This window comes from Cognatishimia sp. MH4019 (assembly GCF_020177595.1).
Lineage (GTDB): Bacteria > Pseudomonadota > Alphaproteobacteria > Rhodobacterales > Rhodobacteraceae > JAHTBL01.
In genome coordinates this window covers 54,220-67,619 of the sequence record NZ_JAHTBL010000008.1, presented here as the reverse complement: position 1 = coordinate 67,619, position 13,400 = coordinate 54,220, and the positions used below count along the sequence as shown (strand labels likewise).

General features: G+C 57.9%; 12 protein-coding genes. 5 read left to right on the top strand and 7 right to left on the bottom strand.

All coding sequences use genetic code 11. The features are described 5' to 3' along the window. Positions 1 to 39: 39 nt before the first annotated feature. The 5 genes from argE to KUW67_RS14080 all read right to left on the bottom strand — a co-directional run bounded on the left by argE (position 40) and on the right by KUW67_RS14080 (position 4,521). Complete coding sequence (gene argE / locus KUW67_RS14100; RefSeq protein WP_224825963.1) at positions 40 to 1,176, bottom strand: acetylornithine deacetylase; 1,137 nt, start codon at positions 1,174 to 1,176, stop codon at positions 40 to 42. After that, complete coding sequence (locus KUW67_RS14095) at positions 1,176 to 2,108, bottom strand: LysR family transcriptional regulator (protein WP_224825962.1); 933 nt, start codon at positions 2,106 to 2,108, stop codon at positions 1,176 to 1,178. The genes argE and KUW67_RS14095 overlap by 1 nt, the downstream gene beginning before the upstream one ends. A gap of 170 nt (positions 2,109 to 2,278) precedes the next feature. Then, the gene (locus tag KUW67_RS14090) at positions 2,279 to 2,953 is read right to left on the bottom strand and encodes a DUF1028 domain-containing protein (RefSeq protein ID WP_224825961.1); all 675 of its coding nucleotides are present in this window, start codon (positions 2,951 to 2,953) and stop codon (positions 2,279 to 2,281) included. Positions 2,954 to 2,957: 4 nt separating this feature from the next. Continuing rightward, the gene (locus KUW67_RS14085; RefSeq protein WP_224825960.1) at positions 2,958 to 3,374 is read right to left on the bottom strand and encodes a RidA family protein; all 417 of its coding nucleotides are present in this window, start codon (positions 3,372 to 3,374) and stop codon (positions 2,958 to 2,960) included. Position 3,375: 1 nt separating this feature from the next. Beyond that, on the bottom strand, positions 3,376 to 4,521 hold the full coding sequence (locus KUW67_RS14080) for an aromatic ring-hydroxylating dioxygenase subunit alpha (RefSeq protein ID WP_224825959.1): 1,146 nt from the start codon (positions 4,519 to 4,521) through the stop codon (positions 3,376 to 3,378). A gap of 184 nt (positions 4,522 to 4,705) precedes the next feature. On the opposite strand from KUW67_RS14080, the gene KUW67_RS14075 reads away from it, so the two are divergent. Beyond that, positions 4,706 to 5,959, top strand: coding sequence for an NAD(P)/FAD-dependent oxidoreductase (locus KUW67_RS14075; RefSeq protein ID WP_224826065.1), 1,254 nt, complete (start codon positions 4,706 to 4,708; stop codon positions 5,957 to 5,959). Between the two features lie 100 nt (positions 5,960 to 6,059). On the opposite strand, the gene KUW67_RS14070 is transcribed toward KUW67_RS14075, so the two are convergent. Further along, positions 6,060 to 6,761 (bottom strand): UTRA domain-containing protein, encoded by a 702-nt coding sequence (locus KUW67_RS14070; RefSeq protein WP_224825958.1) that lies wholly within the window; start codon positions 6,759 to 6,761, stop codon positions 6,060 to 6,062. After that, positions 6,758 to 8,122, bottom strand: coding sequence for a formimidoylglutamate deiminase (locus tag KUW67_RS14065; protein ID WP_224825957.1), 1,365 nt, complete (start codon positions 8,120 to 8,122; stop codon positions 6,758 to 6,760). The genes KUW67_RS14070 and KUW67_RS14065 overlap by 4 nt, the downstream gene beginning before the upstream one ends. A 76-nt stretch (positions 8,123 to 8,198) precedes the next feature. On the opposite strand from KUW67_RS14065, the gene hutI reads away from it, so the two are divergent. Genes hutI through hutU form a run of 4 tightly spaced genes read left to right on the top strand, consistent with a single transcriptional unit; the run spans position 8,199 to position 13,382 of the window. Next, positions 8,199 to 9,392, top strand: a complete 1,194-nt coding sequence (gene hutI, locus KUW67_RS14060; protein ID WP_224825956.1) for an imidazolonepropionase — start codon at positions 8,199 to 8,201, stop codon at positions 9,390 to 9,392. After that, on the top strand, positions 9,392 to 10,930 hold the full coding sequence (gene hutH, locus KUW67_RS14055; protein WP_224825955.1) for a histidine ammonia-lyase: 1,539 nt from the start codon (positions 9,392 to 9,394) through the stop codon (positions 10,928 to 10,930). The genes hutI and hutH overlap by 1 nt, the downstream gene beginning before the upstream one ends. After that, on the top strand, positions 10,927 to 11,715 hold the full coding sequence (gene hutG / locus KUW67_RS14050; protein WP_224825954.1) for an N-formylglutamate deformylase: 789 nt from the start codon (positions 10,927 to 10,929) through the stop codon (positions 11,713 to 11,715). Before hutH ends, hutG begins: the two co-directional genes overlap by 4 nt. Beyond that, a complete protein-coding gene (gene hutU / locus KUW67_RS14045) occupies positions 11,712 to 13,382 on the top strand; it encodes a urocanate hydratase (protein ID WP_224825953.1) in 1,671 nt (556 codons plus the stop codon). Before hutG ends, hutU begins: the two co-directional genes overlap by 4 nt. Positions 13,383 to 13,400 lie beyond the last annotated feature (18 nt).

Sequence of the window (13,400 nt, the reverse complement as noted above, 5' to 3'; positions counted from 1 at the left end):
AACTAAGCGCTGCGGGCCGCCATGATGTCGGCCTTCCCTCTAAAGCAGGTGTTTGAGAGCTCTGGTGAGCATTTGCGCGCATTTCGTGAGTTGCGCTTCGCAGATGTATTCGTCTGCCTTATGGCCCTGATCTGCCATCGAACCGGGGCCGCAAACAACCGTAGGAATGCCAAGGTCTGAAAGAAAACCGCCTTCTGTGCCGAAGGCCACTTTGCAGATTTTGCCACCTGACCAGTTTTGCACTGAGGTTACTGCCGCGTTCGTGGCTGCAGTCGCCAAACCCGGATAGGCGGCCAAGGGCTGCAGTTTCACGCCAGCAACTTTGGAATACGGCGCTTTCACTGCATCGACGGCTTCGCTGATCCTACGCTCCAGAAGGTCTGGATCATCTTCCGCGAGGTGTCGAAATTCGAACAGCACTTCGGCGCTAACCGGCACTATATTCAATGCGGTGCCACTGTGCATCCGGCCCACATGGATCGTAGTATAGGGAATGTCATAGCTGTCATCCCGGCTGCCGTTTCGTGCCAACCCGTCCTGCAACGCGCGCAGGGCCGCGACAAAGTCCACCGCAATATGCAGTGCACTGACATGCCGTGGTGCCAACGCAGAGTGACCTGCCTGACCTGTTATCCGTGCCATATAAGCCCGCTTGCCCTTGTGACCTATCGCGACTTGCATTTCGGTCGGTTCGCCAACGATGGCCAGTTCGGGGCGCTTCAACAGAGGTTTCAGGCGGTCTTTCATGCGGTCAATGCCAACGCAGCCGATCTCTTCATCGTAGGAGATCAGCAGCCTAAGCGGCGCTTTCAGGGCTTTTCCGCTCGCCCTATCCGCTGTCGCCAGCATTTCGGCCAAAAAGCCCTTCATATCCGTCGTGCCACGCCCGAAAAGCTGGTCGCCCTTGCGTGTCAGCTGAAAGGGTGGACGGGTCCATGCCTGGCCTTCCACCGGGACAACGTCGGAATGCGCTGACAAAAGAAGGCCGCCGTCCGTCTGCGGGCCGATCTCTGCGTAAAGGCCTGCTTTTTCCTCGGTTAGATCGGGGATACGGTGGACCCGAAACTGTCGCGCGCGCAGAAAATCCTCAACATAGGCTATCAGATCAAGGTTGGGCCGGTGACTGACGGTGTCAAACGCAATCAGCCGGTCCAGAATGTCCAGTGACAGCGTCATTACAACGGCTCCCCGCCGATGGGTTCAAGCGCACCGCAGGCGACCTGATCGCGGGCGAAATTCATGAAGGTTCGCACGGTGCGAGAGTTTTCCGCACCCTGCGTCGTAAGCAAGCCCATGCGCAAAGGCCGCACAGAGCCTGCAATGGGCACGCAAACCAGTGGCAGCCCATCCGGGGAGACATCGCTTTGCGGTCGGACATTGGCGATGGAATAGCCAAAACCATTGCCGACCATCGACCGCATCACTGCCATGTCGCGCGTGCGCTCGGCGATGCGGGGGCGTTGTTTGACGGCTTCGAACAGAGAAAGGAAGTAATCCGTGCTGATCGGCAGATCCAGCAGCACCATTGGCAGATCAGCGAGGTCTTTGATGTCAATCTCTTCTTTGTCCGCATGGTTGTGCGTAGCACTTAGCAATGCGAAAGGGCGTAGGCGCACAAGTCCGGTAAATTGCAGATCCGTGGGGATATCCATATCGTAGGTCAGCGCGATATCAATATCGGAGCGGCGCAATGCGCTGAAGATCTCGGCCTGGTTCAGCTCGGTTTGATTTATGCGGACATCTGGATAGGCCGCTTCATATCCGGCTCGCATGCGCGGCAAGACGAGCTGTGCGAAAGTGATGAGGCATCCGACAGCCAGAGGGCCACGTGCTGTGCCGGACACGTCTGAGGCAATGTCGGCGATCGTCGCGGCCTCTTTCAGGACGTGCTTTGCCTGATCAATCACCTTGCGCCCACCTTGTGTGATCGACAGGCCTTGAGCGTGTTGCCGGACAAACAGAGAAATGCCGAGTTCGTCCTCCAACTGTGAGATCGCGGCTGAAATGGAAGGCGAGGACACATTCAGGCGCTCGGATGCCCGAGCGATGCTGCCTGTCTCACCAACGGCGACAAGATACTCCAATTGCCGAAGTGTGAAGCGGGGCAAATGTACTTCCTTTGACATGAACCTGCATGCAGCAAATCAGGTTTTCTACCCCAGAGCCAGAGAAGGCTCCACGTCACATGCGTCCCCGCTTACCAGTTTGCCCGAAAGGGGCTTCATTCGGATCGAGGGTTACACAGATAAAGCCCGCCGTCTCGGTCATCTGCCTGATGTCACGCGTCGCCCGGCACACCGTAGGACGGGGCCTCTGAAGGGTCGAGCGCGCGGCGCACGTAGTCATCCAGTTGAGGTTTGTAGACATCCCATGCGGTTGCAATCGCTTTGATGGGGCAGTCTTCAGTCCAGTCGCAGCGCAGTTCGGCCACGGGCCAAGTGACCTTGTCGACCAACAAGAGACCCGCCGAATGAACCGGCCCGGCTTCACCGCCTGCAGCAAGACCTGCGCACATGGCGGCAATCAGGCGGTCGCCCAGATGGCCTGTCGCGGTCTCAAACCCTGCGACAATGGCGGCGGGCACCTCTGTGTTGTCCAGCAAATTTCCACCAGAGGCCACGTTGCGTCCCTGCGCCTCGTTCCAATTGCCCAGCACATTTGCACCCGAATGAATCGCCGTACGCCCAGCGGTGTCGATGGCAAGAAGCTGGCGGTATTCCATATGGGCCGCGTCTGTCACAACAGCATTGACGGCTTCCGGCGCAGACAGGCCTTGCGCCATCCGGTCCAATGTCTTGGGCCCCAGCGTTGGATCAGTCACATTTTGACTGGCCACCGCGCCAACACCAGCACGCGCATAAGCACAGCGCGCCGCAACTGCAGGAGAGGAGGACGAGATGGCCATGCCGAACATGCCTGTATCCGCGCATCGGGCGACAAGGGAAAATGTCATGGGTCTAATCCGGGATCACGGCTGTGGCGTCGATCTCCACCAGCCATTCGGGCCGCGCCAGCGCCTGCACCACCAAACCGGTCGAAACCGGATGCACGCCTTGGATATACTCGCCCATCGTGCGGTAAACCGCTTCGCGGTGGCGCACATCGGTGATGTAGACGACCACCTTCACCAAATGCTCCATCTGTCCGCCTGCCTCTTGGATCAACTGGCGAATGTTCTGCATCACCTTGTGGGTCTGTTCGACAGGATCATGGCTGTCGAGGTTGACGGCATCATCCAGGTTCTGCGGACACTGACCGCGCATCCACACCGTTTTGCCCCCGTGGGTCACAACCGCCTGACACAGATCATTGTCCAGCGCCTGTTCGGGGTAGGTATCGCGGGTGTTGAAAGGGCGAATGCGGGTATGTGTCATGTCAAGCCGCCTGCCCTTCATCAATCTTGGCCATCAGATATTGCGCAAAATCATAGTTCGGCCGTTCCGAGTGGCTCAGATGCCCCGGCGTGGCCGCGTCAGAGCAAAGGCCGCGATAGACCTTCTCTGTGCAACCCCGATCCTCAAGATTCACATCATCCAAAAGGCTCTTGAGCTGTGCAAAGTTCTCGTTCGTATCCGGATCATTGGCAAAATCGTTGGACATGCCACCGCCGAAGCGAATGTGGACCTGACCCGGCCCTTTGGGGTGCAGGGACAGATACCAGAAATAGCCGGGCGTAAGCGTGATCATCAGGCTGGGATAAAGCGCCAGAAGATATGTCATACGCCGTTCCTCTCCCTTCAAGCGGTCATTCTTTGTGGGATGCGCCATCGCAATGCGAAGCGCTTCATCTTTCAGAATTGTGTGGTAGTTGAAGGCAGGGCGGCCCGGGGGGCAGATCATGTCTTCGAGCTTGGACAGGCTCCCGATCGTGCCTGCATGACAAACTGGCAGATGGTAGCTTTCCATGAAATTCTCGGCCAGCACTTTCCAGTTGGTATCCCAGACGTGTTCTTCGTAGAACGCCTCGGAATAGTTGGTCATGTCATAGCCAGAGATCATCTGTGCGACCTCTACCAACTGATCGCAGACCGGCGCGGCATCGGGGTCGAGGCAGACAAAAACCCAGCCTAACCATTCTTCGCACCGCATGTGCGGGAGCGCGTAGTGATCCTTGCAGAACCCTTCATTCTGCGTCATCGCCGGTGCGCCGCGCAGTTTGCCGTCAAGGTTGTAGGTCCAGGCGTGGTACGGACACACGATGGTCTTGGCGCTGCCCCGCCCGTGCAGCAAGGTCGACATACGGTGCAGGCAGACATTGTTGAGCGCCCGCAGAGCACCCTCACCGTCACGCAGAACGACAATAGGTTGGCCTGCAAGTTCGCAGGATACATAGTCACCCGGGGACGACAGTGAATCTGCGCGCCCCACACAATACCACTCTTTGCTGAAGATATGCTCCAACTCGGCTGCGACGAAGGTTGGCGACGTATACACCTCTGTCGGCATGGCGCGTGCACGCTCGAAAGGCACGGACGTGTTATCGCGCAATGCGGCAATCGGGTCGACATGATCCTTGGGCATGGGCACATCTCCTTGAGCGAGTCGGCACTGAAACGTCACGCAACATTGTGCGACCGCCTGCCCTTAAAAGAAAGTGTGCCGTTAACTTATCATTGCTTAGGCAAAGCAGAACCACTGCTTCGCAAATGACTGATTGGTTCGACGTCCCTCGCACTATAGCACGTTGGACAAAGCAACAGAGGCGATTGCCATGGAACAGATCGACACTCTTGTTATCGGCGCAGGTCAGGGCGGTGTTGCGACCAGTGAACATCTGCGTGCAGCTGGCATTGATCACGTGGTTGTCGAACGGGGTCGCATCGCAGAGCGCTGGCGGTCGGAGCGGTGGGATTCTTTGAAGGCAAATGGTCCGGCCTGGCATGACCGCTTTCCCGGAATGGCCTTTTCATGTGACGGCGAAGACTTTCCCGACAAGGAGAGCGTCGCTCGCTATTTTGAAGACTATGCCCTTATAATCGACGCGCCGGTCCGGACCGGCGTCACCGTTGAAGCGGTCACACCACACCCGGGTCGCGCAGGTTTCCATGTGCGCACATCCCGGGGCGAGTTTGATGCCCACAATGTCGTCTGCGCCACCGGTCCCTTCCAAAAACCGGCCATCCCGTCGATCGTGCCGGACACGGCGGAGGTAACGCAGATGCACTCGACCGCTTACCGCAACCCGCAGGCCTTGCCCGAGGGGGCTGTTTTGATCGTCGGAGGCGGGTCATCCGGCTCCCAGATCGCGGCCGAATTGCATGATGCCGGACGTGAGGTCTATTTCTCAATCGGCCCGCACGACCGCCCTCCACGGCGCTATCGGGGGCGTGACAACGTCTGGTGGCTTGGTGTACTGGGCATCTGGAACATGGACACCCCTGCGCCGGGGACCGAACATGTGACCATTGCCGTGAGCGGCGCACATGGCGGCAAGACCGTGGATTTTCGACGACTTGCTGAACAGGGCATCACGCTTTTAGGGATGACCAGCGGATATGAGGACGGGGTCCTGCACATTGCCGATGATCTCAAAACCAACATAGACGCAGGCGATGCCAACTATCTGTCTCTTCTGGAAGCTGCAGACGCCTATGTGCGCCGCACCGGGATTGACCTGCCGCCAGAGCCCGAAGCCTGGCAAATCCCCGCTGATCCCACCTGTGTCACCGATCCGGTCAGATCGCTGAACCTGACCGAGCGTGGCATCGGCACGATTATTTGGGCAACCGGTTTTCGATTTGACTACAGCTGGCTGCACGCGGACACGCTGGACGAGAGCGGTAGACCGATCCATCAACGCGGTGTCTCGAAGGTGCCGGGTCTTTACTTCGTAGGCTTACCTTGGCAGTCCCGCAGAGGCTCCTCTTTCATTTGGGGGGTCTGGCACGACGCCAAGTTCATCGTGGACCAAATCGCGATCCAGCAAAACTATCAAGACTATCACCAGAGCAAGGCGTGAACTGATTAGAGTGTCAGGATCAACCGCCGCAGCAAGTGCGAAAACTTCACGCGCCCAAATCTAGCAAGCGCGCCATTGCTACATGCTTTAAAGGCGCCAGCTACAAAACTGTTCGCAATTGATAGCCCGGTGCATAGATCAGTCGGACTTTTGTGACGGATGCGGTGTGATCCCAAGTCAGACGGTCTATGGCAAAGAGTGCGCTGCGCTCTGACACACGCAGCATATCTGCTTCTTCCGGTGTCGCCTGAACAGCGGAAAATCCGATCTCGCCGCCAGTGTAGGGGGCATTCGCCATGAGCCACTCGTTTGCGCTGATCTGATCGAAGCCCTCGGACAAGGCTTTCGGAACAACGGTTGTATTGATCCACCTGTCTTCCAGCGCGTAGGCCGCATCGTCGGCCAAATGAAGTGCGCGCACGTGAAGCAGCGTGCCGGCGGCTGGGGTTCTCATCGAACCACTTACCTCCAAAGGCGGGATAGCCTCGCTGCGTTCGATCAACTGGTAGCCATATTTGCAGCCCCGCTCTTCCACTTCCTTGCGGATGACAGAGATATCCAAAGTGGCTTTTGCCACGGGCTGAGCGGCAACGCGCGTTCCGGCTTTGCGCCGACGATCAAGCAGCCCACTGTCCGCCAGAGACCGCAACGCGCGGTTCACGGTGGCTCTTGCACAGCCAAACTCCATCGCGAGGTCGGCCTCATTCGGTATCAACTCCCCCGGAGGCCATTCGCGCGCATGAATGCGGCGACGCACTTCCTCTTGAACGCTCTGCCAGTTGCGGAATGTCGGTGCGGTCATAGTGCGTCTCTAAGCTCGTCAATCGTGTCTTTGTATGCCGCGACAATCTCGCTGCGACGCGTGTGGGCGCCATCCTTTACCATGTGACGTCCGGCCGACCAAACATCGGTCACCAATCGGTCGTCGCCCGAAAAAACCCAAGCGTCGAGAGCCGTGTCCCGGTCTCTGCCCCACATGAATTCTGAACTTGTATCAAGTGCAAGCATATCTGCCCAATATCCGACTTCCAGGCTGCCCGTTTCTCTGCCCGAGGCCTGTGCACCGCCTTCGACGATCCCTTCGAAAATGCGCCGCCCGGTGGACTGCTCCGAGGACGCAAGCGCCGCACGCGTTCCGTCCCGTAGTCGCTGGGAGTAGTCGAGCGTTCTGAGTTCTTCGCTGAGCGAAATACGGATGTTGCTGTCAGATCCAACCGCAAAGGTGCCGCCATTATCCACCCAGCGGATCGCATCGAAAATACCGTCTCCCAAACTGCTTTCGGTTATTGGGCACAAGCCTGCAACTGCACCTGAGCGTGCAAGCGCAACGGTTTCTTCCGGCGTCATCTGGGTGCAATGTATCAAACACCAGCGCTCATTCAGATCGATGTTGTCTAGGGCCCAAGTGACAGGACGTGCGCCCCAATGGCTTTCAACTTCCTCGACCTCTGCGCGCTGTTCCGCCAGATGCATATGGATGGGGCCGTGTTCAAAAGCCGAACTGTAGGCACGAAGCTGATCGACCCCAACGGCACGAAGCGAATGAGGGGCGACACCGATTTTCGTATCCAGCGATGAAGCCCTGACACCATCGGCTGCTGCATCGACCAATGACAGAAACTGATCGAAATTATTTGCGAACCGGATTTGTCCGGCGGTCAGGTCTCGCTGATCACACCCGCCATATTGATAATGGACCGGCAGTAAACACAGCCCAATGCCAGTTTGATCGGATGCAGATAGAATGCGAAGAGACGTTTCCGCGATAGTGTCATAATGCGCGCCGCCGGGTTGGTGGTGGAGATAGTGAAATTCCACCGACGCGCCGTATCCAGCCTCCAGCATTTCCATTTGGGCCAATGCGGTGATCGCCTCGATATGCTCGGGGGTCAGCCGGTCAAGAAACCGGAACATAAGTTGGCGCCACGTCCAGAAGCTGTCTTGTCGATGTGAGCCGCGACCTTCCGTCAGGCCCGCCATGGCGCGTTGAAATCCGTGGCTGTGCACATTGACGGGCGCGGGAAGCAACAATGCGACTTGGTTGCCAACCTTTGGCGCGCCTACTTCAAGCGCATCTATCCGACCTGACGCATCAACCTCAACGCGCACCTTTGAGGCCCAGCCGGACGGCAAGAGCGCTGTCTCTGCCCAGATCGTTTGCATGTTTCGCTCCGCTTGACAGATTATTATGTGCAGACATAAAAACATTAAACATACCCCTAATCAAGTGAGTCGATTGATGCTTCTTACAAACGCACATCTCACGACCCTGAGGGACAATCGCGACTATGGCTTGATTGAAAATGGGGCAATCGCACTTGATGGCGCGCAGATTGCGTGGGTGGGACCAGCTGGGGGCATTCCACCCGAATATCAGTCCGCAGAGACACATGATTTAGGTGGGCGGCTTGTGACGCCGGCGTTGATCGACTGTCACACACATATCGTGTTCGGAGGTAACCGTGCCGCGGAGTTCGAGTTGCGCTTGAATGGTGCCAGCTATGAGGAAGTGGCCCGGGCTGGCGGCGGCATTCTATCCACGGTAGCCGCCACACGGCGCGCGGACGAAACCGCCCTTCTCGAAGATGCGCTTCGCAGAGTGGACACGCTTCTTTCCGAAGGCGTCACCGTGATCGAGGTGAAGTCAGGCTACGGTCTGGACAACGACACAGAGCTGAAGATGCTGCGGGTCGCGCGCCGGATCGCACAGGAAAGATCCGTCCAAATACGCACCAGTTTCCTTGGCGCGCATGCTGTGCCACCTGAGTATAAGAAAACGCCAGATGCATATATAGATGATGTCTGCATCCCTGCCCTTCACGCCGCACATTCAGACTGTTTGGTCGATGCCGTAGACGGGTTTTGCGAAGGGATTGCCTTTGACACCAAGCAAATCCGGCGTGTTTTTGATGAGGCCGTGCAGTTGGGCCTGCCGGTCAAACTACACGCCGAGCAGCTTTCAAACATTGGCGGCACCCGGTTGGCCGCTGAATACGGCGCTCTGAGCGCTGATCACCTCGAGTATGCGACGAATGCCGACGCAAAAGCGCTTGCGGGCTCCGGCACAGTCGCAACAGTTCTGCCAGGCGCATTCTACACCCTGCGCGAGACGCAGTTGCCGCCGATCCAGGCCTTCCGGGACCACGGCGTTCCGATTGCTTTGGCGACGGATTGCAATCCCGGCTCGTCCCCTCTGACGTCACCTCTTTTGATAATGAACATGGCCTGCACGCTTTTCCGCATGACGCCGCTAGAGGCCTTGCTGGGTATGACGGCCCATGCGGCCCAAGCGCTTGGATTAAAGAACCGTGGTCGCATTGCGCCCGGTTATCGTGCTGATCTGTGTGTTTGGGACGCGGCACATCCTGCGGAACTGTCTTATCGGATGGGCTTCAATCCCCTTCACACGCGCATTTTCAGGGGCGTTTTATAATGATCATCCTCACACCCGGCACTGCGACCCTCGCGCAACTACAAGACATCTGGGCGGGCAGTTCCAACGTTCGGCTTGATCCGGCTTTTCACGATGGAATTGCAGCGGCGCATGCGATGGTCACTAAGGCCGCAGCGGGGGAGAAGGCGATCTATGGCGTCAATACCGGGTTTGGGAAACTGGCCAGTGTCAAGATCGCGGCGAATGATGTCGCAACCCTGCAGCGTAACCTGATCCTGTCGCATTGCTGCGGTGTGGGCGAGGCGCTGGATGATGCCACCACCCGGTTGATGATGGTACTCAAGCTACTGTCACTGGGGCGCGGCGCGTCCGGTGTCGCCATGCGTACGATCCAGATCATTGAGGACATGCTTGCCAAAGGTGTCTTGCCCTTTATTCCTGATCAAGGCTCGGTCGGTGCTTCTGGCGATCTGGCGCCCCTCGCCCATATGGCGGCCGCAATGATCGGAGAGGGTGAAGCGACACTGAATGGCGTCAGGATGCCCGCAGGCGACGCCCTGAAAAAAGCCGGTCTCAAGCCCATCGTCTTGGGCGCGAAAGAAGGTCTCGCCTTGATCAATGGCACGCAGTTTTCGACGGCTTGTGCCTTGGTCGGGCTATGGGGCGCATGGCGCAATGCCGCGACGTCGGTTTTGACCTGTGCCTTGTCGACAGATGCCATCATGGGATCCACGGCCCCGCTACAGCAGGCGATCCACACATTGCGCGGTCATCCCGGCCAAATTGCGGTCGCGCAGGCTCAACGCGCCTTGATGGAGGGCTCGGAAATTCGCGAGAGCCACCGCGATGGAGATACCCGGGTTCAAGATCCGTACTGTATCCGCTGCCAACCTCAGGTGACAGGAGCGGCGATGGATCTTCTTCATTTCGCAGGGCGCACGTTGGAGATCGAAGCAAACGCGGTGACCGACAACCCATTGGTGCTGGTAGATGACAACCTGATTGTATCGGGTGGAAATTTCCACGCAGAGCCTGTCGGTTTTGCCGCCGACCAAATCGCCGTCGCTCTGTCAGAGATCGGGGCGATTGCGCAACGGCGCGTCGCATTGATGGTGGACCCCACATTGTCCTTCGATTTGCCACCGTTTCTGACGCCGGATCCCGGGCTCAATTCCGGTCTGATGATTGCCGAGGTCACGACGGCTGCGCTGATGAGTGAAAACAAACACCTTGCCAACCCTTGCACGACTGACAGCACGCCCACCTCTGCCAATCAGGAAGATCACGTCAGTATGGCGGCACATGCCGCGCGCAGGCTGGAGCGGATGAATAAGAATCTGAATGTGATCCTTGGCGTAGAGGCGATGTGCGGAGCGCAAGGAATTGAATTCCGGGCGCCGCTTGAGACAAGCGAACCTCTCAAAGCCGCGATGCGTGTCCTGCGTGCCGACGTGCCTGCAGTTGTAGAGGACCGTTACATGGCGCCCAGCATTGAGGCGGCCAGCGCGTTGGTTGCGACCGGCACCTTGTCGGCATCGGTCGATCTGCCCGGCTTCGTCAAAGGAGACGCGGCATGACCCCGGTCACCGTTACTCAAGGTGACAGTGCTGTTGTGCTGGGCCTGCCTCATACTGGCATGTTCATACCGACCGATATTGCCTCAAAGCTCAATGAGACGGGTCACGCGCGCGCTGACGCGGACTGGCATGTAGACTTACTTTATGAAGGTCTGCTTGAGGGCGCGACAACCGTCCGTGCAAATTTCCACCGCTATGTGATTGATGCCAATCGGGACCCGGCGGGCGCCAGCCTCTATCCCGGTCAGAATACAACGACATTGGTTCCAGCCACAGATTTCGACGGCCGGATCATTTGGAATGACCCGCCAAGCGCAGACGATGTTCCGGGCCGGGTCGCGTCATATCATAGGCCCTATCACTCGGCGCTTCAGTCAGAACTGGAACGGGTGAAAGCGTATCATGGCCACGTTATCTTGTATGATTGCCATTCGATCCGAAGCCGGATCTCGCACCTCTTCGATGGCACTTTGCCCGACGTCAACATTGGCACTTTCGAGAGCCGATCCTGCGCGCCCTCAATCGAACGCACGGTGCAGGACATCTGCCAAAGCACGCCAGATTTTTCGTCGGTGCTCAATGGGCGTTTCAAAGGGGGATGGACCACGCGCCACTATGGCCAACCGAACCAAGGGGTCCACGCGATCCAGATGGAACTGGCTCAAAGCACTTATCTTAGCTCCGAAGCTGCCCCTTGGGGCTATGACACTGAAAAAGCGGATAAATTGCGCGGCTTTCTACACACCATTCTTTGCTCACTCGCCGATTGGAGGCCCGATACATGACCAATCCTCGCCATAACCAACGCGATGTCTACCCTCCCACCGGGTCCGAGATCACAGCGAAAAGCTGGCTGACCGAAGCGCCGATGCGGATGTTGATGAACAACCTGCATCCCGATGTGGCCGAGAACCCACACGAGCTTGTGGTCTACGGCGGAATTGGACGTGCCGCACGGACTTGGGAAGATTTCGACACTATTGTCGCGACCCTCAAGAACCTTGATGAGACCCAAACCCTGCTGGTTCAGTCCGGCAAGCCCGTGGGCGTTTTCAACACGCACAAGGATGCGCCACGTGTTTTGATCGCCAACTCAAACCTTGTTCCCAACTGGGCCAATTGGGATCATTTCAACGAGCTCGATAAGAAGGGGCTTGCGATGTATGGCCAGATGACCGCCGGATCCTGGATTTACATCGGCACACAAGGCATCGTGCAAGGCACCTACGAGACCTTCATGGAAGCCGGGCGCCAACATTACGATGGCAATTTGAAAGGGCGTTGGATTTTGACCGGCGGCCTCGGCGGTATGGGCGGTGCGCAGCCTCTGGCTGCTGTCATGGCAGGAGCATGCTGTCTGGCTGTCGAATGCGATGAGACGCGTGCAGATTTCCGCCTCAGGACGCGCTACGTCGATGAGAAGACCAAGGATCTGGACGAGGCGCTGTCTATGATCGAGGCTTGGACGGCCGCTGGTGAAGCGAAATCCGTTGCCTTGATTGGCAACGCCGCAGATGTCTTTCCGGACTTGGTGAAACGCGGCGTGACCCCCGATTTGGTAACCGATCAGACCTCGGCGCATGACCCGATCCACGGGTATCTGCCTCAGGGCTGGTCCGTGGCCCAGTGGCGTGACAAGCAGGAAAGCGACCCAAAGGCGGTTGAAAAAGCAGCCCGCGCGTCGATGAAAACCCAAGTCGCGGCGATGGTCGATTTCTGGAACAAGGGCGTTCCGACGCTGGATTACGGCAACAACATCCGGCAAGTGGCACAGGAAGAAGGTCTTGAAAATGCCTTCGCCTTCCCGGGTTTTGTGCCCGCCTATATCCGACCGCTTTTTTGCCGTGGGATCGGGCCCTTCCGCTGGTGCGCGCTGTCGGGCGACCCCGAGGACATCTACAAAACCGACGCTAAGGTCAAAGAGCTTATCGACGATCCGCATCTGCACAACTGGCTGGACATGGCCCGCGACAGGATCGAGTTTCAAGGTCTGCCCGCACGCATCTGCTGGGTTGGTCTGGGGCTGCGCCACAAGCTGGGTCTGGCGTTCAACGAGATGGTGCGCACTAGCGAACTCTCGGCACCGGTCGTGATTGGCCGGGACCACCTTGATAGCGGCTCCGTCGCGTCGCCCAACCGCGAAACAGAAGCTATGAAAGACGGCTCTGACGCCGTTTCAGACTGGCCATTGCTTAATGCGATGCTGAACGTTGCAGGAGGCGCCACGTGGGTTTCGTTGCATCACGGTGGTGGCGTCGGCATGGGTTTTTCTCAGCATTCTGGAATGGTAATTTGCTGTGACGGTTCAGAGGATGCAGATCGGCGCATTGCGAACGTGCTTTGGAATGATCCAGCGACGGGTGTCATGCGCCATGCAGACGCGGGATATGAAGACGCGTTACAATGCGCGCGCGAAAAGGGGTTGGATTTGCCCGGGATCTTGAGACGTTAGTTGGATGGTTTCAGGTCA